At 70.0% G+C, this 22,395-nt stretch carries 18 protein-coding genes; 2 read left to right on the forward strand and 16 right to left on the reverse strand.

The window, feature by feature from the left end; genetic code table 11:
* Window positions 1–89 precede the first annotated feature (89 nt).
* The 5 genes from OG627_RS07100 to OG627_RS07120 all read right to left on the reverse strand — a co-directional run bounded on the left by OG627_RS07100 (window position 90) and on the right by OG627_RS07120 (window position 9,245).
* Window positions 90–4,313: a LamG-like jellyroll fold domain-containing protein gene (locus OG627_RS07100; protein ID WP_329062544.1), complete on the reverse strand. Its 4,224-nt coding sequence runs from the start codon at window positions 4,311–4,313 to the stop codon at window positions 90–92.
* 414 nt (window positions 4,314–4,727) lie between these two features.
* Window positions 4,728–5,120: a type II toxin-antitoxin system death-on-curing family toxin gene (locus OG627_RS07105; protein ID WP_329062546.1), complete on the reverse strand. Its 393-nt coding sequence runs from the start codon at window positions 5,118–5,120 to the stop codon at window positions 4,728–4,730.
* Entirely contained in the window at window positions 5,117–5,311 is a 195-nt protein-coding gene (locus OG627_RS07110; RefSeq protein ID WP_329062548.1) for a ribbon-helix-helix protein, CopG family, read from the reverse strand. Before OG627_RS07110 ends, OG627_RS07105 begins: the two co-directional genes overlap by 4 nt.
* Before the next feature lie 403 nt (window positions 5,312–5,714).
* A complete protein-coding gene (locus OG627_RS07115) occupies window positions 5,715–7,043 on the reverse strand; it encodes a class I SAM-dependent RNA methyltransferase (RefSeq protein ID WP_329062550.1) in 1,329 nt (442 codons plus the stop codon).
* Window positions 7,044–7,193: 150 nt separating this feature from the next.
* On the reverse strand, window positions 7,194–9,245 hold the full coding sequence (locus OG627_RS07120; RefSeq protein WP_329062553.1) for an APC family permease: 2,052 nt from the start codon (window positions 9,243–9,245) through the stop codon (window positions 7,194–7,196).
* Window positions 9,246–9,472: 227 nt separating this feature from the next.
* Between OG627_RS07120 and OG627_RS07125 the strand changes: the two genes are divergently transcribed.
* A complete protein-coding gene (locus OG627_RS07125) occupies window positions 9,473–10,141 on the forward strand; it encodes a potassium channel family protein (RefSeq protein ID WP_329062555.1) in 669 nt (222 codons plus the stop codon).
* The gene (locus OG627_RS07130; RefSeq protein WP_329062557.1) at window positions 10,141–10,818 is read left to right on the forward strand and encodes a potassium channel family protein; all 678 of its coding nucleotides are present in this window, start codon (window positions 10,141–10,143) and stop codon (window positions 10,816–10,818) included. Before OG627_RS07125 ends, OG627_RS07130 begins: the two co-directional genes overlap by 1 nt.
* 148 nt (window positions 10,819–10,966) lie before the next feature.
* On the opposite strand, the gene OG627_RS07135 is transcribed toward OG627_RS07130, so the two are convergent.
* The 11 genes from OG627_RS07135 to OG627_RS07185 form a co-directional block, all read right to left on the reverse strand.
* The gene (locus OG627_RS07135) at window positions 10,967–11,755 is read right to left on the reverse strand and encodes a DUF3159 domain-containing protein (protein ID WP_329062559.1); all 789 of its coding nucleotides are present in this window, start codon (window positions 11,753–11,755) and stop codon (window positions 10,967–10,969) included.
* 3 nt (window positions 11,756–11,758) lie between these two features.
* A complete protein-coding gene (locus OG627_RS07140) occupies window positions 11,759–12,109 on the reverse strand; it encodes an OB-fold nucleic acid binding domain-containing protein (RefSeq protein WP_443073611.1) in 351 nt (116 codons plus the stop codon).
* 88 nt (window positions 12,110–12,197) lie between these two features.
* Entirely contained in the window at window positions 12,198–12,887 is a 690-nt protein-coding gene (locus OG627_RS07145) for a response regulator (RefSeq protein WP_329062562.1), read from the reverse strand.
* A gap of 25 nt (window positions 12,888–12,912) precedes the next feature.
* Window positions 12,913–15,456, reverse strand: coding sequence for a sensor histidine kinase KdpD (locus OG627_RS07150; protein ID WP_329062564.1), 2,544 nt, complete (start codon window positions 15,454–15,456; stop codon window positions 12,913–12,915).
* 155 nt (window positions 15,457–15,611) lie between these two features.
* Window positions 15,612–16,283 (reverse strand): potassium-transporting ATPase subunit C, encoded by a 672-nt coding sequence (locus OG627_RS07155; protein ID WP_329072451.1) that lies wholly within the window; start codon window positions 16,281–16,283, stop codon window positions 15,612–15,614.
* A 14-nt stretch (window positions 16,284–16,297) separates the two neighbouring features.
* The gene (gene kdpB, locus OG627_RS07160; protein WP_329062567.1) at window positions 16,298–18,352 is read right to left on the reverse strand and encodes a potassium-transporting ATPase subunit KdpB; all 2,055 of its coding nucleotides are present in this window, start codon (window positions 18,350–18,352) and stop codon (window positions 16,298–16,300) included.
* Window positions 18,349–20,013, reverse strand: coding sequence for a potassium-transporting ATPase subunit KdpA (gene kdpA, locus OG627_RS07165; protein ID WP_329062568.1), 1,665 nt, complete (start codon window positions 20,011–20,013; stop codon window positions 18,349–18,351). Before kdpA ends, kdpB begins: the two co-directional genes overlap by 4 nt.
* 3 nt (window positions 20,014–20,016) lie before the next feature.
* A complete protein-coding gene (kdpF, locus tag OG627_RS07170; RefSeq protein ID WP_167025832.1) occupies window positions 20,017–20,106 on the reverse strand; it encodes a K(+)-transporting ATPase subunit F in 90 nt (29 codons plus the stop codon).
* Window positions 20,107–20,405: 299 nt separating this feature from the next.
* The gene (locus tag OG627_RS07175; RefSeq protein ID WP_329062577.1) at window positions 20,406–21,191 is read right to left on the reverse strand and encodes a DUF3710 domain-containing protein; all 786 of its coding nucleotides are present in this window, start codon (window positions 21,189–21,191) and stop codon (window positions 20,406–20,408) included.
* A gap of 1 nt (window position 21,192) precedes the next feature.
* Window positions 21,193–21,741 (reverse strand): dUTP diphosphatase, encoded by a 549-nt coding sequence (dut, locus tag OG627_RS07180; protein WP_329062579.1) that lies wholly within the window; start codon window positions 21,739–21,741, stop codon window positions 21,193–21,195.
* The gene (locus tag OG627_RS07185) at window positions 21,738–22,373 is read right to left on the reverse strand and encodes a PaaI family thioesterase (RefSeq protein WP_443073426.1); all 636 of its coding nucleotides are present in this window, start codon (window positions 22,371–22,373) and stop codon (window positions 21,738–21,740) included. The genes dut and OG627_RS07185 overlap by 4 nt, the downstream gene beginning before the upstream one ends.
* Window positions 22,374–22,395: the final 22 nt, after the last annotated feature.

A 22,395-nucleotide genomic window follows, 5' to 3' on the forward strand; every position in this document is an offset into this window, starting at 1 on the left:
CACAGGCAGGCACGGCGCGGACCATGAAAAACGGGCGTGAACTGGGCTGCGCGCACATGGGACGTGCACAGCGCAGCCCTCGACACGGCTCAGCTGCTGCTGGGGACCTCAGTGGGGAAGTCGAACATCGCGTTGGCCAGCTTCCCGACCTGGATTTCGTCGAGCGCTCCCTGGAAGGCCCATGCGTCGTCGATCGATCCGGCGAAGTACTCGCCCCACTTGCCGGCCGTTTTGGCCCTCCCGACCTGGAGGGACTTGCTCGCCTTGAATGTCAGGACGTTGTCGGCCCAGGAGATGAGGTCCTCGCAGGCCGTGTCATCCGTATCGCCGTCGCCGTCACCGCACGCGATCTCCTGGAGCATGCCGTTGACGTACAGGCGGGCTTCCTTGGCGAAGCCGTCGTAGACGACCGCGAGGTGGTTCCAGTCGCGCACGTCGTAGAACTCGGTGTTGCTGACCTGCTGAACAGCCGTGCTCGTGCCGTCGGAGTCCGGAATGGAGAGCTGCCAGCGGCCAAGGCCGTCTGGTTCCTTGGGATCCGGTACGAAGCGGATGTTGAACGCGCTCTGACTCGTCCCCTCACCGCTCATGAGGGCAACCGGGTGATCCGGAGTCGCCGCACCCTGGGCCCACGCCGTGACCGTGAAGCTGACGCTGGTGTCGATGGGCATGACGCTCGTGCCCGCCGAGCCGTTGACACCGTCGAGTTCCAGACCGGACATGTCGACCCAGCCGGCGCCGAGCCGCGCGCCCCCGGACAACGTCATGGCGTTCTTCTGGTCGGAGAGGTCGGGCGTGGTGACAGGTGTGGTGCCGGTCGTCGATTCGAAGTTCCACCGGCCCTTGAGAACCGCCCGCTGCTTGAACAACTGCTGCGCCTCGTCGTCGGCGATCACCCGGTCATAGACACGGATATCGTCGATCTGCCCGGGCAGATACTGGCTGACACTGCCGCTCCCGGTCGTCAGCGCGCCCGCCTGCACCGGCCCGCCCGCGTACCACGGGCTGGACTGGGCGACGCTGCCGACCTTGGCACCGTTGACGTAGAGCGTCAGGGTGTCGGCAGTGGGGTCGTGCACACCGACCAGATGCACCCAGTCCCCCGCTCGCGGAGCGGGCGCCGAGTCGGCCTGCAGTATCCGGACCTGGCTGGAGTCAGCGGTGTCCGCCGCGTACTGCATGAAGCCCCACCGGTTGAACGTCTTGGAGTAATACAGCTGGAACCCCGGCCTGTTGACACCCATCTGCGCGACGACCGTCGCCGCCGCTCCGGGGATCCTGTCCAGCTTGGCCCAGGCCGAGACGGCGAAGGGGCGCTGCGTGTCCACATGCGGCGCCGCCGTACGGGCATAGCCGCTGCCGCCCAGCGTCAGTGAGTTGCCGGCCACGCCCGGGGCGCCGAGCTTCGCATCCCCGACCAGCGAGAGGGGCTGTGCGTCGGCGTGCCCGACCACCTGCGTAGCACCGGCCTCCTCGTCCAGCGGGAAGATCGTACGGGCGGTTCGGCCGTTGCCGATCGACTCCTGCCGGAAGAGGTTGCCGACCTCGGCGGCGGAGACAGGCTTGTCGAAGAGCCGCAGATCATCGATGGTTCCCGGGAAGAAATTCTTCACCGTACCGTTCAGCTCGGTGGCTCCGATCCGCAGTCCCCGACGCGCGTCCCAGGCCGTGGTGTACGGGGTCTGGCCGACCAGTTTCCCGTCGATGTAGAGCTGAAGCTCCTTGGCGCCTCCGGAGTAGACCCCCACCAGGTGCGTCCACTTGTCCACACTCACACCACCGGCGGTGGGCGCCATGGCCCGTGCGATGGACGCACCAGGTGTGTCGGACGTGTACTGGTTGAACACCCAACGGTTGTAGCCCTGGGAGTAGTACACCTCGAAACCTGGTGAGTTGTTGCCGGGCTGAGCCGCGATCACCGCCGCCCCGTCCGGAATACGGTCCAGCTTCACCCACACCGACACACTGAAACCGTTGGACGTGTTGACCGTCGGGATATCCGCAGACGCGTACCCGCTGGTGCCGTCCAACCCCAGAGCCGTGCCGGACTTCCCGGCCGCGCCCAGCGTTGTGCCCCCGTACAGGCTGGCGACGCGGGCGCCCGAGGTGCCCTCCGCGCGCGTGGCGCCGGCCGGTTCGTCCAGTTGCCACATCGCGCGCTCGGGCTGGCCCGCCTTCACCCGGTACTGGTAGGTACGGATCTCGCTGCCGTTGCCGGCGGTATCGAATGCCTGAGCCGTAACGAAGTTCACCCCCGGCTCGGAGGGCAGCAACTGGACAGTCTTCGCCGCACCCGCGCTGGTGGAGACAGTGTTCTTCGACGAGGGATCGCGGTTGATTCCGTACCAGTACTTGACGACGTCATTGTCGGACGCCTTCAGCGTGAACGCTCCGTACTTGCCCACCCCGTCCAGCCACGGGTCCTCCGGATCCTCCGGGTTGGAGGCCGGATAATCACCCGAGGAAACCGTCGGCGCCTTCGGCACACTGGTGTCATAGACGAAATAGCAGCCGGTCGGTGTACCCGCCGTGGACCACGGCGAGTACTGGGCTCCGTCGTAGGAGCGCACGTACCAATGCACCCGTTTGTTGGGCGGAATCGACGAGGGCAGACTCACCGAGAAGCTCGAGCCCGACTTCTTCGACGTGGTCAGCGACGGAGTCCACCGGGCCACCACGCCCTTGCCGTCACCGGAGTCCCATGCGGCCCTGAACTGCACCGCCACATTATCTCCGTCGGGGTCCGTCACCTTGTTCGCGGAGATCTTTCCCAAAGTCCGCACCCGGGCCGCGTCCGCAGGCTTCTTGCACGTCCCGCCGTACTCCATCGTCAACTGCGACATCTTGATCTGCGGCGGAGGCTGGTTGTACCGAACCCGCAGCGACGCCTTGTTCGAGAAGCGCTTCCACGCCTTGGCGTCCGTTTCGCTGGCAGCCTGGAGACCGAACGTCATCGTCGCCGCCTTGCCGCTCGCGGCCTCCTGAACAGCGGACTTGATGTCGAACTCCGCGTCCTTGGCTGCGCAGCCGGTGTATCCGTAGGCGAACGACTTCGTTGCCAGATGCTTGATCCAGAAACCGGCGGCCTTCTGCGAATTCCAGGTGGTGGAGGCTGAGATGTCCTTCGTCCGCCACAACTCGACGCTGCGCGCGTCGCAGGACGCCGACCAGGTATTGGGCACGGTGAACTCGGCGCTCAGGATGGTCTTGCCGGCGAACTTCGAGGTGGGAATCCGGTAAAAAAGGCGCTTGGTGTCGTTCGGCTGACAGTAGGACCAGTTGCAGTAGCCCATCCCGGCATCCGAAGCACCGTTGAACTTCCACTGCGGCGACGACGCCCAGTATTCCGACGCCATCGTCCACGCAGAGGCGCGCGGCGTGTACCACATCGGGTCGATGAACACCGGATACACCGTGTCGTCGCCCGACAGCACATCCGCGTCCGGCGTCAGCACCAGAGCGTCACCGCTCGCCGGCAACTCCACACCTACGGGAGCGAGCTTTCCCGACTCCCCGGCTGCCGGCTCCCCGTCGCCCGAACCGGTCGCTTCGCCCGCGGCGGCCGTCCGCAACCGAGCGGGCGCTGCGGTCTCTTCCCCGGACGGCATGCTGGAATCCCACATCATCGGCTTGGGTGCCTCGAACACCGCGCCCTTGGCCCCGTGGTCAACGGCCTCCAGGCCGCCCTCCGCCGTCTCCTTCACGTCCACGCCCTCGGCGGCGAGGTCCAGACGCAACGCGGCGAGCTTCTCACTCGCCGCCGCCTCAGCCGACTTCACCACCAGCAGCTGCGTGAACCCGTCCTCCTGCGCCCCCATCCGCAGATCGACCCCAGGAAGGACCTCCCGGTACGTAGCCGTGGAATCGGTCAACTGCGGTACGGGAAGCGGACCGGGCCACGACAGCGCGACCTCACGCCCCGCCTTCTCCATCCGCACCAACGGCCCACTGCCACCGCCGGAGAACCGGATTCCCACCGTGCTCGCCTTGGGAGCGACCGTCCCGTCCACCCTCTTGGCCAGGTCGGTATCGATCGGCCGCCACTCACCATCCACCCGGGCCCGCACGGGACGCAGATACTCACGCGCCTCCAGCGAACCATCCGGCTGGGCGTACACATCACTGTGCTCCCCCCGGAGCGAACCGACCTCAACCGGCTTGCCGGAACGTTTCGCCTCAACCAGTGCACCGGCCGTCGTAGTCCGACCCGCCTCATCCGCGGACGCCTGAACCGGCTTCGACTCCCGCACCGGCGGCTGCGCGACGGCTGGCAGAGCAGTCCCGGGAACAAGCCCCACCGCCAACGCGGACACCAGACCACACGCCAGAGCGGCAACGACCGCTCTACCAGCGCGACGCCTCTTCACAGAGACATCACACCTCCCCCGAACCGAACCCACGAATCCATCTCCGCCCCACAGAAAACACACAACTCCAGAGAGTTAAGGCTTCTAGCACAGAGTTGTCAATAGTGATCATCGTCACGGTGAGGTAAAGAGCAGAAGCGGCGGGTGAAGGCGATGCCGCCAGCGCGATCCTTCCACCAGACAAAAACCCACACCGGCTTCTGACTCCGAGGTGCCTCATCCGACTCCGCCCACCGAGTCCGCGAAGCCGACCGACCCGCACCAGCGGAGCCTGCATCCCCATAGCGGCCGCATACATAGCGAGGCCGCAACGCGAGCGACCCAAGGTACGCGAGCGCCCGGAACCTGGGTCCTCGTACGTCAGGAAACGGGGAACCAAGCCGCCAGGCGCTTGGCAATGACTGGCACATCGATGTTGTCCTGCGCGACGTCCTCGACGAACGGGCCGGCCGTGGAGACGTGCGGCGGAACGGTACTGGCACTGACGCCGTTGAACCGCAGGAAGACGCGCATGGCGAGCCAGGCGGTGCGCTTGTTGCCGTCGATCAGCGCGTGATTGCGGGCAACGGAGTGCAACAGCGCCGCCGCCTTCTCGTGCAGTGTGGGATAAAGCTCGGCCCCGAACACGTTGGTCCGGGGCCGTTCGATCGCAGATACCAGAAGGCCCATGTCACGCACGCTGTGCTCCGTGCCGTTGACCTTACGAGCAATGGCGAGGATCTCGTCGATCTGGATGTAGCGCACCTCGGTCACTTCAGGTAGTCCAAGATCTCCGCATCGCTGTCCATCAGCTGGGCCAGAACGTCATCGAGCTTCAGCTCGGCCCGGTCCTGGGCGTCACGAATGGCCTCAATCGCAAGCTCCTGCTTGCTGCGGCGCTCCCGACGAGCACGCTCGGTGAGCTTGGCGTCAAGGTCATCGGGGAGTCGGAGTGTCATCGCCATACAGCGATGATACCAGGCTGGTATCTGTGCGGCGAGGTGATCCCGGCCACTCGAGATCATGGAACACGAAGCCACGCTCTGAAGCCCCGGACAGGCCGTACACGGCAGCTCGCGCCGCCGCTGCGGAGGGACAGCGGGATGCCCGTGCCTGAGTCCCCGTACCCCGTGCGGATGGTCCGGTCCGTGCGGCCCGCAGCCGGAGAGGTCCGTGGGTTCAGGACCTCCACTGCGAGCGTCACCCGAGCGTCAAAAGCTTCCGGGCGAGACCTTGATGGCGTCGCCGACGTCAGCGCCTCTCTCGTGTATTCGCAGGTCAAGGAGCTTGCGAAGGCGATCCGCCCTACCGACCCGTTTCACGGAGGGAAACAGGTCGAGCGATCCAACCGGGCCACAAAACCGCAGCTCACGCGTCCTTCTTCACCGGCTCCAGAATCGCCACGCACTCCACGTGATGCGTCATCGGGAACAAGTCGAACGCCCTCAGCGTCCGCGGCTTGTAGCCCCCCTCCCGGAAGTAGGCCAGGTCCCGGGCGAGCGCCGCCGGGTCGCAGGCCACGTAGGCGATGCGGCGGGCGCCCAGGGTGGTGAGGTGTTTGACCGTCTGCTTGCCGGCGCCCGCGCGGGGCGGGTCCAGGACGATCAGGTCGGTCTCGGTGATGCGGGTGCGGGGCAGGACCTGGTCGACCTTGCCCTGTTCGATACGGACCCGGGGCAGGGACTGGAGGTTGTGGCGGGCGTCCTCGACCGCGCGCTTGCCGGACTCGATGCCGAGCACCGCGCCGCTCTCCCCGACGCGTTCCGCGATCGCGCCCGCGAACAGGCCGACCCCGCAGTACAGGTCGAGCGCCGTGTCGCCCTTCCGCGGCATCAGGCCCTGCATCACCGCTTCGACCAGCAGCTGGGGAGCCTGCGGGTGGATCTGCCAGAAGCCGCCCATGCCGACGCGGTACGTGCGGCCGTCGGCGCGTTCGCGGACGAAGGCGCGGCCGTGGACGCGGTGCACTCCCCCGTCGTGCTCCTCGACCCGCAGGACGGAGACGGGCTTGTCGAGTTCGACGAGCGGGAGCCGGCCGCCCTCGCGCGGGGTGAGTACCACCTGGCGGTCGCCGGAGCCCGAGGCCGCGATGGCCTCCACCGTGGCGATCTGCGGCCACTCGCGCCGCTCGACGCCCAGCTCGCTGACGCCCGTCGCCGCGATCATGCAGTGGTCGACCGGCTCGATGTCGTGCGAGCGGTGCTTGCGCAGCCCCGCGCGGCCGTTCTCGTCGACCGCGTACTGCACGCGCGAGCGCCACGCGGGCACCTCGCCCGGGGGCAGCTTGTCGCCGGGGGCGGGCATGACCGTACCGTCCCAGCCGGCCTCCTCCGGGGTGAGGCCGGCGAGGCGCTGGAGCTGCTCGGTGATGACCTCGCCCTTGAGGCGGCGCTGCGCGCCCGGCTTGGCGTGCTGCCAGTCGCAGCCGCCGCACCGGCCGGGGCCCGCGAAGCGGCACGGGGCCTCGACGCGGTCCTTGGAGGCGTCGAGGATCCGCACGGCGTCGGCGCGGAGGTAGCGCGCGTCCTCCTCGCCCTCCGTCACCCGGGCGACGATCCTCTCGCCGGGCAGCGCGTGCCGTACGAACAGCACGCGGCCCTCCTCGGTACGGGCGATGCAGTGGCCGCCGTGTGCGACGGGGCCCACCTCGACCTCGTACTCCTCCCCGATCAGCGAAGCCTGCGGTTCTGTTGACATGAGGGGGTGGCTCCAAAAATCAAGGGGTACGGAAATCACGGGTACGGAAACGGAAGTCGAGGGGTACCGAAGTCCAGGGGTCCGGAAGTCAGCGGTACGGCCGGACGACAGCCCATGAGTCTACGTGCGTGTCGCCCCGCCGCCCGCCACTCACTTCTTGGGCCGGGTGGCGCCCGGCTGCCGGGTGTCCACGGGCCCGCGCCGTACCGCCCCCGGCGCGTTGTACACCGCGCGCCTCTTGAGGCGCGTCCTGGCCCGCTCGGAGGACTCCAGCTGGTACGGCACCGAGGTCACCATCACCCCCGGCGTGAAGAGCAGCCGGCCCTTCAGCCGCAGGGCGCTCTGGTTGTGCAGCAGGTGCTCGTACCAGCGGCCGACCACGTACTCCGGGATGTACACGCTGATCGCGTCGCGCGGATTCTCGCTGCGCAGCCCCCGTACGTACTCGATCACCGGCCGGGTGATCTCGCGGTACGGGGAGTCGAGGATCTTCAGCGGCACATTGATCCCGCGCCGCTCCCACTCCTCCCTGAGCGCCTTCGTCTCCGCGGCGTCGACGTTGATGGAGAGCGCCTCCAGGGTGTCCGAGCGCATCAGTTTCGCGTAGCCGAGCGCGCGCAGCGTGGGCTTGTGGACCTTGGAGACGAGGACGATGGAGTGCACCCGGGACGGCCGGACGGCGTCGTCGGACGGGGCCTCGGCCGCGGCGATCTCGGCGGCGACCCGGTCGTAGTGGCGGCGGATCGCGGTCATCGTGCCGTAGAAGATCACCATGCCGAGCAGCGCGACCCAGGCGCCGTGGGTGAACTTGGTGGCGAGGACGACGATCAGCACCAGCCCGGTGAAGAAGGCGCCGAAGGTGTTGATCGCCCGCGAGCGCACCATGTGGCGGCGCTTGGCCACGTCGCGTTCGGTGCGCAGATGGCGGTTCCAGTGCCGGACCATGCCGGTCTGGCTGAGGGTGAAGGAGACGAAGACGCCGACGATGTAGAGCTGGATCAGCCGCGTGGAGTCCGCCCCGTACACCCCGACCAGCAGGGCGGCGGCCCCGGCCAGCAGGACGATGCCGTTGGAGAAGGCCAGCCGGTCGCCGCGCGTGTGCAGCTGGCGCGGCAGGTAGCGGTCCTGGGCGAGGATCGAGCCGAGCAGCGGGAAACCGTTGTACGCGGTGTTCGCGGCCAGGAAGAGCACGAGCGCGGTGGCGGCGGCGAGGAGTACGAAGAAGAACGTCCCGCTGCCGAAGACGGCCGCCGCGACCTGCGAGATCACCGGGTTCTGCACATAGTCCGAGCCGACCGGGACGCCGTTGTGCACCAGATCCGTGCCGGGGTTCTCCGCCATCTTCACGTCGGTGGCCATGGCCAGCCCGATGATGCCGCAGAACATCGTGACGGCGAGGCCGCCCATCAGGGCGAGCGTGGTCGCCGCGTTCCTGCTCTTGGGCTTGCGGAAGGCCGGGACTCCGTTGCTGATCGCCTCGACGCCGGTCAGCGCGGCGCAGCCGGAGGAGAACGCGCGCAGCAGCAGGAAGATCAGCGCGAACCCGGCCAGGCCCTGGTGCTCGGGCTTGATCTGGTAGTCCGACGTCGGGGCGTGCATGGTGTCGCCGAGCACGAGCCCGCGGAACGCGCCCCAGGCGATCATGATGAACACGCCGCCGACGAAGACGTACGTGGGGATCGCGAAGAGCTTGCCCGACTCCCGTACGCCGCGCAGGTTCATCAGGGTGAGCACGACGATTATCGCGATGGCGACGAGGACCTTGTGCTCGACGACGAACGGGATGGCGGAGCCGAGGTTCTCCACCCCGGAGGAGATCGACACGGCCACGGTCAGTACGTAGTCGACCAGCAGCGCGCTGGCGACGGTGAGTCCGGCGCGGGGACCGAGGTTGGTGGTGGCGACCTCGTAGTCGCCGCCGCCGCTCGGGTAGGCGTGCACGTTCTGCCGGTAGGAGGCGACGACCGTGAACATCAGGACGACGACGGCCAGGGCGATCCACGGGCTGAAGTGGTACGCCGACACCCCCGCGATGGACAGCACCAGGAGGACTTCTCCCGGGGCGTACGCCACCGAGGACAGCGGGTCGGAGGCGAAGACGGGCAGCGCGATGCGTTTGGGGAGGAGGGTCTCCCCGAGCCTGTCGCTACGCAGCGCCCGCCCGATCAGGATGCGTTTGGGCACGTCGGTCAGTTTGGACACGGAAGGGATCGTATGCGTTCGAACTGTCGCCCGTGCGGCCACCACCCCACCCTTCTGCGCGCCGCGGGGCCACGGGGATGACGGCATCGCGACCGCCGACGCATAAGCTCGTTGTCAGGGTCCGCCTTGCGCGGCGCCCCATCGGATACCCGGCAGGTCGAGAAAGAAGAGTGAACAGGGTGTTTTCGCAGGTCATCGAGGCGACCAGGACTGCGGGGTAGGGCGACGTGCACATCGTCATCATGGGCTGCGGCCGGGTCGGTGCCGCGCTCGCGCAGAACCTGGAGCAGCAGGGGCACACCGTCGCCGTCATCGACCAGGACCCCACCGCGTTCCGCCGGCTCGGCTCGGGGTTCGGCGGCCGTCGCGTCAGCGGGGTCGGATTCGACCAGGACACCCTGCGCGAGGCGGGGATCGAGGACGCCGGTGCGTTCGCCGCGGTGAGCAGCGGCGACAACTCCAACATCATCGCCGCCCGGGTGGCCCGCGAGATGTTCGGCATAGAGAACGTCGCCGCCCGCATCTACGACCCGAAGCGCGCCGAGGTCTACCAGCGCCTGGGTATCCCGACGGTGGCCACGGTCCGCTGGACCGCCGACCAGATGATGCGCCGGCTGCTGCCGTCCGGCGCTGAGCCGCTGTGGCGCGACCCCAGCGGGGGCGTACAGCTCGCCGAGGTGCACACCTCGGACAGCTGGATCGGCCACAAGATCAGCACGCTTCAGGAGGAGACGGGCGTCCGCGTCGCGTTCCTCACCCGGCTGGGCGAGGCGATGCTGCCGACGTCCCAGACGGTCCTTCAGGAGGGCGACCTCGTCCACGTGATGATGCGTACCGACGACATCGAGAAGGTCGAGGCGGCGTTCGCCGAGGGCCCGGACGGAGGCGTGAACTGATGCGCGTCGCGATTGCCGGAGCCGGTGCGGTGGGGCGTTCCATCGCGGGTGAGCTGCTGGAGAACGGGCACGAGATCCTGCTCATCGACAACGCGCCGACCGCCATCTCGGTCGAGCGGGTGCCGCTCGCCGAGTGGCTGCTGGCCGACGCCTGCGAGATCACCTCGCTGGACGAGGCGGCGCTCCAGCGCTGCAATGTCGTGATCGCCGCGACCGGCGACGACAAGGTCAATCTGGTCGTCTCGCTGCTCGCCAAGACGGAGTACGGCGTGCCGCGGGTGGTCGCCCGGGTCAACAACCCCAAGAACGAGTGGCTGTTCAACGAGGCGTGGGGCGTCGATGTCGCTGTCTCCACGCCGCGGCTGATGTCGGCGCTGGTCGAGGAGGCGGTGAGCGTCGGTGATCTCGTACGGCTGCTGCGCTTCAGCCACGGGGACGCCAACCTGGTGGAGCTGACGCTGCCGCCGGAGTCGGCGGTGACCGGCACTCAGGTCGGCGAGGTGGTCTGGCCGGAGGACACGTCCCTGGTCACCATCATCCGCGGGACGCGCGTCCTGACGCCGCACCCGGAGGAGACCCTGGAGGCGGGCGACGAGCTGCTGTTCGTGGCGGCGCAGGCGCGCGAGGAGCAGCTGGAGGACCTGCTGTCGGTACGTCACGAGGACACGACGGGCTGACGGCCGGACGGCACGCACGCGGCACGCGCGCACGCATGCAGCACATGACATCGCCGTACGGGCTTCGTACCCGTACGGCGATGTCGTGTGCTGCGTGCGTCCGGCGGGACGGCCGGGACGGCCCGGCCAGTCCGGACGGCCCGGGGTGCTACCTGCGGTGCCGGGCGGGCGGCCGGTCCCCGCTCGTCGCGGCGGCAGCCGCCTTGCGCTCCTTCTCGGCCTGCTCCTCCGCCTCCATCTCGGCGAAGACGTCGATAGGCGGCGGCGCCTTCGCGAGGAAGACCCAGGTCAGGTAGACGGAGAGCAGGAAGGGCGGGATCTTCAGCGCGATCAGCACCCAGCCGAGCTGGGCGGTGTCGGCCCACCAGTAGAGCGGGAAGAGGATCGCGCACTTGGCGAGCAGGATCAGCCCCCAGGCCCAACTGGCCTTGGCGTACGCCTTCTTGCGGCCCGGGTTACGGGTGCGCCAGGAGAGGTTCTCCTTGAAGACCGGGCCGAGGATCAGCCCCATCAGCGGCACGCCCGCCAGCGTGGTGATGATGTAGGCGAGCGACAGCCCCAGCGTGTAGAGCATGCCGGGGAGGTAGAAGTCCTTGGCGTTGCCGGTCATCATCGCGAAGACCACGCCGAAGGCGACGCCGAAGACCCCGCTGAAGGCGTGCTTGACGGTGTCGCGGCGGACCAGCCGGACCACCACCAGCAGCAGCGAGACGGCCAGGGCCGCGATCGCCGAGGTGTGCAGGTCCTTGTTGATCGTGAAGATCGTGACGAAGAGCAGGCCGGGGAGGACTGTCTCCACCATGCCGCGCACTCCGCCGAACGCCTCGAAGAGCGCCGCCTCGGTGACGGCTTTCGCGTCGCCCTCCGGGTCGGCCGCCGTCGAGGGGCGGGGGTCTGGGGAAACGGTCGAGGCTGCGGGCTCGTCGGGTGACGTCACCGGCTACTCCTGTCCGAGCGGTCGGAGTTCGTATTTGGGATTGAACAGCACCCGCCGGCCGTGGCTCAGGGAGATCCGGCCGGAGGCGATCAGCTTGCGGCCCGGCTCTATGCCCACGATGGAGCGCCGGCCCAGCCACACCACGTCCAGGGGCGCGGTGCCGTCGAACAGCTCCGCCTCCAGCGCGGGCACGCCGGCTCGCGGACGCAGGGTGACCGTCCGCAACGTACCAGTCACCCGCACGATCTGGCGGTCGTCGCACTCGGAGATCCGGGTGCAGCCCGACGCCTGCGCGTCCTCCCGCAGCTCCTCCGACTCCAGATCCTCCTGGGAGCTGGACAGCCGGTCGAGCATCCGGCGGAAGCGGCCGGTCGGCTTGTCAGCACTCATACCCAAGAGCGTACCGGGGTACGGGGGCGGCCGGTTGCGGCGGACCGTCGCGTCAGCGCTCGAAGCGGTACCCCATGCCCGGTTCGGTGACGAAGTGCCTGGGGTGCGAGGGATCCGCCTCCAGCTTCCGTCTGAGCTGTGCCATGTAGACCCGCAGATAGTTCGTCTCGGTGCCGTAGGAGGGCCCCCAGACCTCCTGGAGGAGCTGTTTCTGGCTGACCAGCCGGCCGGTGTTGCGTACGAGCACCTCCAGCAGGTGCCACTCGGTCGGGGTGAGCCGTACGTCCCTGCCGCCCCGGTGCACCTTCTTGGCGGCCAGATCGACGGTGAACCCGCCGGTCTCGACGACCGCGGCCGTCTCGTCGCCGTCCCCGCCGACCGGCTCGGCCCGCCGGACGGCGGCGCGCAGCCGGGCCAGCAGTTCGTCCATGCCGAAGGGCTTGGTGACGTAGTCGTCGGCCCCGGCGTCCAGGGCCTCGACCTTCTCGTCGGAGGTGTGGCGGGCGGAGAGCACCAGGATCGGCACCCGGGTCCAGCCGCGCAGGCCCTTGATCACCTCGACGCCGTCCATGTCCGGCAGGCCGAGGTCGAGCACGACGACGTCGGGGTGGCGCGCGGCGGCCAGCTCCAGCGCGCTCGCGCCGTCGGAGGCCGCCTCCACGTCGTACTTGCGCGCTCTCAGGTTGATCACGAGGGCGCGTACGATCTGTGGCTCGTCGTCGACCACGAGCACCCGGGTCATAGGGTCCGCCTTTCTGCTGCGCCGGTCATGTGATGAGCCGGGCGGGTGATTCGGTGCGTGCGGGCGCGCGTCCTGACGCGGCTCCGAGGTTGAGAACCATGGTCAGACCGCCGCCGGGGGTGTCCTCGGCGGCCAGCGTGCCGCCCATCGCGTCCACGAAGCCGCGGGCGACCGCGAGCCCGAGTCCGACGCCGGCGCCGCGCGGGGCGTCGCCGTGGCGCTGGAAGGGCTCGAAGATGCGGTCCTTGGCCTCGTCGGGCACGCCGGGGCCGCGGTCCACGACCCGTACCTCCACCCGGGCGCCGAGCGCGCTCGCCGCGACGGTGACGGGCCGGCCGTCGGGGCTGTACTTGACGGCGTTCTCCACGATGTTGGCGACCGCGCGCTCCAGCAGCCCCGGGTCGACGGCCACCATGGGCAGCGACTCCGGGATGTCCAGCTCCACGCTGTTCTCCGGTACGCCGCCGAGCGCCATCGGCACCACCTCGTCGAGGTCGATCTCGCGCATCAGCGGGGTGACGGTGCCGGTCTGGAGCCGGGACATGTCCAGCAGGTTGCCGACCAGGTGGTCGAGGCGGTCGGAGCCGTGCTCGATGCCCTCCAGCAGCTCCGCCCGGTCCTCCTCGGACCAGTCGACGTCGTCGGAGCGCAGCGAGGTGACGGCGGCCTTGATCCCGGCCAGCGGGGTGCGCAGATCGTGGCTGACGGCGGCGAGCAGGGCGGTACGGATGCGGTTGCCCTCGGCGAGCGCCCTGGCCTGCTCCGCCTCGCCTACCAGCCGCTGCCGGTCGAGTACGACGGCGGCCTGGGTGGCGAAGGCGGCCAGCACCCGGCGGTCCTCGGCGGGCAGCACCCGGCCGGAGAGGGCCAGCGCCATGTGGTCGCCGACCGGCATGTCGACGTCGGCGGCCTCGGGGCGGTCGACGGGCTGCGGTCCGACGCTGCCCGCGCAGGTCCACGGCTCGACGTCGCTCTCGCGCTCCAGCAGCGCCACGGACTCCATGGAGAAGGTCTCCCGCACCCGCTCCAGCAGGGCGTCGAGCGCGGTCTCGCCGCGCAGCACGCTGCCCGCGAGGAAGGAGAGGATCTCCGACTCGGCGCGCAGCCGGGACGCCTGGTGGGTACGGCGGGCCGCCAGGTCCACCACGGAGGCCACGGAGACGGCCACCGCGAAGAAGATGACGATGGCGACGAGGTTCTTGGGGTCCTGGACGGTCAGGGTGTGGGCGGGCGGGGTGAAGTAGAAGTTGAGCAGCAGCGAGCCGACGGCGGCGGAGGCGAGCGCGGGCCGCAACCCGCCGAGCAGGGCGGCGAGCACGGTCAGGAAGAGGAAGAGCAGGACGTCGTTGGCGAGCCCGAGGGTGTTGCTCAGCTCCGCCAGCAGCAGCGAGAGCAGGACGGGCGCGACGACCCCGGCCAGCCACCCCGAGACGATCCGGGAGCGCCCCAGCCGGGCTCCGCGCGCCACCGGGAGCCCCCGGCCCTTGGCGGCCTCCTCGTGGGTGACGATGTGGACGTCCAGGTCGGGTCCCGACTCGCGGGCGACGGTGGTGCCGACGCCGGGGCCGAAGACGTACTGCCAGGTCTTGCGGCGGCTGGAGCCGAGGACGATCTGGGTGGCGTTGACGCCCCGCGCGAAGGCGAGCAGCGCGGAGGGGATGTCGTCGCCGATGACGTGGTGGAAGGTGCCGCCCAGATCCTCGACCAGCTTGCGCTGGACGGCGATCTCCTTGGGCGAGGCGGCGGTCAGGCCGTCGCTCCTGGCTATGTAGACGGCGAGGATCTCGCTGCCGGAGCCCTTGGCCGCCATCCGGGCGGCGCGGCGCAGGAGCGTACGCCCCTCGGGGCCGCCGGTGAGGCCGACGACGATGCGTTCGCGGGCCTGCCAGGTGGTGCGGATGTTGTGCTCGCCGCGGTACTGCTGGAGGTACTCGTCCACCCGGTCGGCGACCCAGAGCAGCGCCAGCTCGCGCAGCGCGGTCAGGTTGCCGGGGCGGAAGTAGTGCGAGAGCGCGGCGTCGACCTTGTCGGGCTTGTAGACGTTGCCGTGCGCCATCCGGCGGCGCAGTGCCTGGGGCGACATGTCGACCAGCTCGATCTGGTCGGCCCGCCGGACCATCTCGTCGGGGACGGTCTCGCGCTGCCGGACCCCGGTTATCGATTCGACGACATCGCCGAGTGACTCCAGGTGCTGGATGTTGACGGTCGACACGACCTCGATGCCGGCCTTGAGCAGTTCCTCGACGTCCTGCCAGCGCTTGGCGTTGCGGGAGCCCGGCACGTTGGTGTGGGCCAGCTCGTCGACCAGGACGACGGCGGGCCGCCGCTCCAGCACCGCGTCGACGTCCATCTCGGTGAGGCGGGCCCCCCGGTACTCCAGCTCACGGCGGGCGACCTGTTCCAGGCCGTGCAGCATCGTTTCCGTACGCGGCCGGTCGTGGTGTTCGACGAAGCCCACCACGCAGTCGGTGCCGCGCTCCACGCGGCGCTGTGCCTCGGAGAGCATCGCGTACGTCTTGCCGACGCCCGGTGCCGCGCCCAGGTAGATCCGAAGTCTGCCGCGTCCCATGGCCCCATTGTCTTCCAGATGAGCCATCGCGTCCGACGCGCCCGGCTGTCCTGAAACTACAGCCGGGAACAGCGACAAATGGGACGGCGGCGGACTTCCGAGTCGGTCTTGACACGATTCTGATGGGTGGTGCGTGACCGGTGCCGGTCAGCGCGTCAGCGGCCCGCCACCAGCTCCCGCAGCGCGGTGTTGAGCGCGAGGACGTTCACCCGGGGCTCCCCCACGAAGCCGAGGACGCGCCCCCGGGTGTGCTGGTCGACCAGCCGCTCCACATGCCGTAGGGGCAGCTGGTTGCGTTCCGCGACGCGGCGGGCCTGGAGCCGGGCGTACCCGGGTGAGATGTCCGGGTCGAGCCCCGAGCCCGACGAGGTGACCGCGTCGGCGGGGATCTCCGAGGGGCGGACCGGATGGCCCGGGGTGGAGTTGTCCTCGACGACGGCGGCCCTGGCCGCCTCCACCGACCGGATCAGCTTCGGGTTGTCGCCCGCCAGGTTGGTCGCCCCGGACAGGAGCAGCCCGTGCCCCTGGCCGTCGGTGCTGGTACCGAGGCCGTCGGACGGGCGCGGCTGGAACCAGCGGAGGTCGGGGGCCGGGGCGCGGCCCTCGCGCGGCGGCAGGTCGTAGCGCTGTCCGATCAGGGACGAGCCGACGACCCGGCCCGAGCGGCCCTCCGTGATCTCGGAGCCGTTGGCCCGGTGCGGGAAGAGGCCCTGGGCGAGGCCGGTGACGGCCAGCGGGTAGAGCACCCCGCACAGGACGGTCAGGACGAGGAGCGCGCGCGATCCGGCCCCGAGGAGGCGTGCGGCGTTGCGCAGGGAGCTGTTCATGGGGGTCATGCCGTTCACCCGATGCCGGGGATGAGGGAGAGGAGCAGGTCGATGATCTTGATGCCGATGAAGGGGGCGATCAGGCCGCCGAGGGCGTAGATCCCCAGATTCCTTCTGAGCAGCCGGTCGGCGCTCATCGGCCGGTAACGCACGCCGCGCAGGGCGAGGGGCACCAGCGCGACGATGATCAGCGCGTTGAAGACGACCGCGGCGAGGATCGCGGACCGGGGCGAGGACAGGTCCATGATGTTGAGCCTGTCGAGCCCCGGATGGAGGGCCACGAACATCGCGGGGATGATCGCGAAGTACTTCGCGACGTCATTGGCGAGGGAGAAGGCGGTCAGCGCGCCCCGGGTGATGAGCAGTTGCTTGCCGATGCCGACGATCTCGATGAGCTTGGTCGGATCGGAGTCCAGGTCGACCATGTTCCCGGCCTCCTTGGCGGCGGAGGTGCCGGTGTTCATGGCGACCCCGACGTCCGCCTGTGCCAGCGCCGGGGCGTCGTTCGTGCCGTCGCCGGTCATCGCCACCAGCTGCCCGCCCGCCTGTTCGCGCCGGATGAGCGCCATCTTGTCCTCCGGGGTGGCCTCGGCGAGGAAGTCGTCCACCCCGGCCTCGGCCGCGATCGCGCGGGCGGTCAGCGCGTTGTCCCCGGTGATCATGACGGTCCTGATCCCCATCCGGCGCAGCTCCTCGAAGCGCTCCCGCATCCCGTCCTTGACCACGTCCTTGAGATGGATCACGCCGAGGACCCTGGCCCCGGCGCCGTCCTCCTGGGCCACCAGCAGAGGGGTGCCGCCGGCCCGCGCGATGGTGCCGGTGAGGTCCAGGGCGTCGTCGGGGACCCGGCCGCCGCGCTTCTCGACCCAGGCGGCGACCGATCCGGCCGCCCCCTTGCGTATCTCGCGCCGCCCGCCGCCGTCCTCGGGGATGCCGACGCCCGACATCCGGGTCCGCGCGGTGAACCCGACCCACTCGGCGCCGGTCAGCTCGCTCCGGTGGCGCTCGGGCACCCCGTACCGCCCGGTGGCGAGTACGACGACGGAGCGGCCCTCGGGGGTCTCGTCGGCCAGCGAGGAGAGCAGCGCGGCCGCGGCGAGGTCACCCGCCGGCACGCCGCCGACCGGGACGAACTCGGCGGCCTGCCGGTTGCCGTGGGTGATGGTGCCGGTCTTGTCGAGCAGCAGCGTCGAGACGTCGCCCGCGGCCTCGACCGCGCGCCCGGACAGCGCGAGCACATTGCGCCGTACCAGCCGGTCCATGCCGGCGATGCCGATCGCGGAGAGCAGCGCGCCGATGGTGGTCGGGATGAGACAGACCAGCAGCGCGATCAGCACGATCATCGGCTGCCGTCCGCCGGCGTGCGCGGCGAAGGGCTGGAGGGTGACGACGGCGAGCAGGAAGACGACCGTGAGCGAGGCGAGCAGGATGTTCAGCGCGATCTCGTTGGGGGTCTTCTGCCGGGCCGCGCCCTCGACCAGGGCGATCATCCGGTCGACGAAGGTCTCGCCGGGCCGGGTGGTGATCCTGACGACGATCCGGTCGGAGAGGACCCTCGTACCGCCGGTGACGGCCGAGCGGTCGCCGCCCGACTCCCGGATGACCGGGGACGATTCACCGGTGATCGCCGACTCGTCCACGCTGGCGACGCCTTCGGTCACGTCGCCGTCGCCCGGGATGATGTCGCCCGTCTCGCAGACGACGAGATCGCCGATGCCGAGTGCGGTCCCCGGCACCCGTTCCTCGCCGCCGGGGACGATCCGGCGGGCGACGGTGTCGGTCCTGGCCCGGCGCAGGGTGTCCGCCTGCGCCTTGCCGCGTCCCTCGGCGACGGCCTCCGCCAGATTGGCGAAGATCGTGGTCAGCCAGAGCCAGCCGGCGACGGCCCAGCCGAACCAGTCGCCCGGGTCGAGCGCGGCGAAGACCGTGCTGAGCACGGATCCGACGAGGACCACGAACATCACGGGGGTCTTCGCCATCGTGCGGGGGTCGAGTTTGCGGATCGCCCCGGGGAGGGAGCCGATCAGCCGGCGGGCTCCGAAGGGAGCCTCGGTGGGTCGCATGGTCATGACGCCAGCCCTTCGGCCAGGGGGCCCAGCGCGAGCGCGGGGAAGTAGGTGAGACCGGCGACGATCATGATCGTACCGACGAGCACCCCGCTGAACAGCGGTTTGTCGGTACGCAACGTGCCCAGACTCTCGGGTACGGGGCGCTGTCCGGCGAGCGATCCTGCCAGCGCGAGGACGAACACCATGGGGACGAAGCGGCCCAGCAGCATCACCAGCCCCAGGGTGGTGTTGAACCACGGGGTGTCCGCGGCGAGCCCCGCGAACGCCGAGCCGTTGTTGTTGGCGGCGGAGGTGTACGCGTAGAGCAGCTCGGAGAAGCCGTGCGGCCCCGGGTTGGCCGCGGAGCGGCCGGGAGTGGGCAGCGCGACGGCGACGGCGGTGGAGCAGAGCACCAGCGCCGGGGTGACCAGCAGGTAGCAGGCGGCGAGCTTGATCTCGCGGGTGCCGATCTTCCTGCCCAGGTACTCGGGGGTGCGTCCGACCATCAGTCCGGCCAGGAACACCGCGATGACGGCCATGATCAGCATCCCGTAGAGGCCGGAGCCGACGCCGCCGGGCGCGACCTCGCCGAGTTGCATGCCCAGCATCGCGATGCCGCCGCCGAGCCCGGTGTACGAGGAGAGGAAGGAGTTGACGGCGCCGGTCGAGGTGAGTGTGGTGGCCACCGCGAAGATCGACGAGCCGCCGATCCCGAAGCGGACATCCTTGCCCTCCATGGCGCCGCCGGCGAGGTCGAACGCCCGGCCGCCGTGGTGGAACTCGGTCCACATCATCAGCGCGGTGAAGCCGATCCAGATCACCACCATGGCGGCGAGGATCGCGTACCCCTGCCGGACACTGCCGGTCATCCTGCCGAAGGCGCGGGTCATCGCGAAGGGGATGAGCAGGATGAGGAAGATCTCGAAGAGGTTCGAGACGCCGCCGGGGTTCTCGAAGGGGTGGGCCGAGTTGGCGTTGAAGTAGCCGCCGCCGTTGGTTCCCAGCTCCTTGATGGCCTCCTGGGAGGCGACGGCGCCGCCGTTCCACCGCTGCGAACCGCCCATGAACTGTCCGACCTCGTGGACGCCGGCGAAGTTCTGGATCGCGCCGCAGGCGACCAGGACCAGCGCGGCGACGAGGGAGAGGGGCAGCAGGATCCGTACGGTGCCGCGCACCAGATCGACCCAGAAGTTGCCCAGCTCACCGGTGCCGGAGCGGGCGAAGCCCCGTACGAGCGCCACGGCGACGGCCATGCCGACCGCGGCCGACAGGAAGTTCTGGACGGCGAGCCCACCGGTCTGCACGACCTGCCCCATGGCCTGCTCGCCGTAGTAGGACTGCCAGTTGGTGTTGGTGACGAAGGACGCGGCGGTGTTGAACGCCTGGTCCGGATCGATCGAGGAGAAGCCGGACGAGCCCGGCAGCGCGCCCTGGACGCGTTGCAGCAGATACAGGAAGAGGACGCCGGCCAGGGAGAAGCCGAGCACGCCGCGGAGGTAGGCGGGCCAGCGCATCCCGGTGTCGGGGCGGGCGCCGATGGCCCGGTAGATCCACTTCTCGGCCCGCAGATGCCGGGGCGAGCTGTAGACCCGGGCCATGTGGTCGCCGAGCGGGCGGTACGCCAGGCCCAGCGCGACGATCAGCGCGAGCACCTGGAGCGCCCCCGCGAGGACGGGACTCATCACTCAGAACCTCTCGGGGAAGAGCAGCGCGAGGACGAGATAGCCCAGCAGGGCGACGGCCACGACGAGGCCGGCGATGTTCTCGGCGGTCACAGCTTCGTCACCCCCCTGGCGATGAGGGCCACCAGCGCGAAGACCGCGAGTGTGGTGACGACGAAGGCCAGATCGGCCATCGATTGCTCCTGAGATGAGTGGGGAAAACCTGCCTCGGCAAGAAAAGCCCCTGATAGGGGCGATTCCGGCTTCCTTGACGGGTCCCATACTCACCGGGGCGTCCGCTTGACGCGTTCCCTACGGATCCGGCCCTGACCAGCGGAAAAACCGGTGGGCCGCATCCCTGGGAAGGGATGCGGCCCACCGGTGAGGCGTACGGCCATGAGGCCGGAGCCGGGTCAGCGCACCTCGGTGATCTCCGGGCCGCGCTGGAGCTGGCCCATGCCGCCGGAGAAGCGGGAACTCTCCTGCTCCTCCTGCTGGACGCCCTCGGCGACCATCTGCGCGTCGTCCGGCAGCTTGAGGACGATCGGGTCGCGGGGCGCCATCGGGCCCTCGCCGCGTACGACGACGGTGTCCCGGAAGATCTGCTCCAGCAGTCCGGCGGCCTCGGGCTGCACCGCGCCCTGCCCGGAGATCACTCCGCGCAGGAACCAGCGCGGTCCGTCGACGCCGATGAAGCGCACCAGCTGCACGCCTCCGGTGCCGTCCGGCAGCTGGACGGGGACCTGGGCGCGCAGCTCCCAGCCGAGCGGGCCCTCGACCTCGTCGATGATGCCGCCCTGCTGGGTGATGCCCGTGGCGATCTCCTCGCGGACCTCGCCCCAGATGCCCTCCTTCTTGGGCGCGGCGAACGCCTGGAGCTGTACGGCGCTGTCCCGCACGACGACGGTGGCGGCGACGATCGCGTCACCGGCGACCTCCACGCGCAGCTCCATGCCCTCGACCGCGGGGACGAAGACGCCCCCGAGGTCGACCCGGCCGTCGTCCGGCTTGGAGACCTCCGCGATGTCCCAGGGACCGTCGGGCCGCGGCGCCGGCGGAAGGTTCATCCGGCGGGGCGCGTCCCCCGCCTCCGCGGCGGCGTCCGCACTCTCGTCACCGGAGCCGTCGACCTGCTCGGTCTCGCCCGTTGCGTCCGCCGCGTCCTCGGCGGAACCACTCTTCTTGCGACGTCCGAACACGTCACTGTCCTTCCCGGTCTGATACGACCGAAGCGTATCGATTCCCACCCTGTACCCCACCCGCGGCCGCATGGCCGCCGGTGGACCCGAAGCCCCCGTCGCCCCGCGCCGAGCCGGGGAGTTCCGCCACCTCGTGGAAGCGGACCTTCTCGACCTGCTGGACGACCAGTTGGGCAATCCGGTCGAACCGCTCGAACCGCACGCTCTCGCGGGGGTCCAGATTGACCACGATCACTTTGATCTCTCCACGGTACCCGGCATCCACCGTCCCGGGGGCATTCACGAGGGCGACGCCGCAGCGGGCGGCCAGCCCGGAGCGCGGGTGCACAAAGGCCGCGTAGCCGTCCGGCAGGGCGATGGAGATCCCGGTGGGCAGCACCGCCCGTTCGCCGGGGGCCAGCTCGGCGGCGACCGTGGTGACCAGATCCGCGCCGGCGTCGCCGGGGTGCCCGTACGACGGAAGCGGTGCTTCCGGGTCGACACGGCGGATCAGCACGTCGACGGGGCGGCCGGGGCCGCCGGGGGCGGAGCCGGTGGGGGCTGGGCTCATGGGTTCACCTCGAAGGCGCGCACGCGCCTGACCTGGTCCGGGTCGGCCATCGCGGCCCGGATCTCCTCCTGGCGGCCGTTGTCGATGAAGTGATCGACCTTGACCTCGATGAAAAGGGCGTCGGCACGGACGGCGACGGGCCCTTCGGGGCCGCCGAGCCTGCCGGTGGCGGTGCAGTAGATCTTACGTCGGTGCACGGCGGTGATCTCGGCGTCCAGATACAGCACCGTGCCGACCGGTACGGGCCGGACGAACTCGGTCTGGAGCCGGCCGGTCACCGCGATCACCCGCAGCAGCCAGTTCAGCGAGCCGAGCGTCTCGTCGAGCGCGGTGGCCAGGACGCCGCCGTGCGCCAGGCCCGGGGCACCCTGGTGGTCGGGCTTGACGGTGAACTCGGCGGTGATGCGCACGCCCTCACCGGCCCGTGTCCGCAGCTGGAGCCCGTGCGGCTGTGCCTCGCCGCAGCCGAAACAGTGTTCGTAGTGCGGGCCGAGCGGCTCGCCCGGGGCAGGCGCGTCGGGGTGGCGCACCGGCGGTACGGCGTCGGACGGCGGCGTCAGCGGCCCCGGTCCCGCCGGGGGCGGCGTGGGGTCGGGCCCGGACGCGGTTCCCGGGGTTGGCACGTTACTCACAGGCGCAGACCTTACCCGCGCG

This window comes from Streptomyces sp. NBC_01429 (genome assembly GCF_036231945.1).
In the GTDB taxonomy this organism is placed as follows: Bacteria; Actinomycetota; Actinomycetes; order Streptomycetales; family Streptomycetaceae; genus Streptomyces.

Bases quoted from the DNA above. Each gene is read 5' to 3' on its own strand.
- OG627_RS07110 (WP_329062548.1), bottom strand. From the start codon at position 5,311: ATGGCGATGACACTCCGACTCCCCGATGACCTTGACGCCAAGCTCACC.
- OG627_RS07115 (WP_329062550.1), bottom strand. From the start codon at position 7,043: ATGTCAACAGAACCGCAGGCTTCGCTGATCGGGGAGGAGTACGAGGTC.
- OG627_RS07130 (WP_329062557.1), top strand. From the start codon at position 10,141: ATGCGCGTCGCGATTGCCGGAGCCGGTGCGGTGGGGCGTTCCATCGCG.
- OG627_RS07140 (WP_443073611.1), bottom strand. From the start codon at position 12,109: ATGCTCGACCGGCTGTCCAGCTCCCAGGAGGATCTGGAGTCGGAGGAG.
- OG627_RS07145 (WP_329062562.1), bottom strand. From the start codon at position 12,887: ATGACCCGGGTGCTCGTGGTCGACGACGAGCCACAGATCGTACGCGCC.
- OG627_RS07150 (WP_329062564.1), bottom strand. From the start codon at position 15,456: ATGGGACGCGGCAGACTTCGGATCTACCTGGGCGCGGCACCGGGCGTC.
- OG627_RS07155 (WP_329072451.1), bottom strand. From the start codon at position 16,283: ATGAACAGCTCCCTGCGCAACGCCGCACGCCTCCTCGGGGCCGGATCG.
- kdpB (WP_329062567.1), bottom strand. From the start codon at position 18,352: ATGACCATGCGACCCACCGAGGCTCCCTTCGGAGCCCGCCGGCTGATC.
- kdpA (WP_329062568.1), bottom strand. From the start codon at position 20,013: ATGAGTCCCGTCCTCGCGGGGGCGCTCCAGGTGCTCGCGCTGATCGTC.
- dut (WP_329062579.1), bottom strand. From the start codon at position 21,741: ATGAGCCCAGCCCCCACCGGCTCCGCCCCCGGCGGCCCCGGCCGCCCC.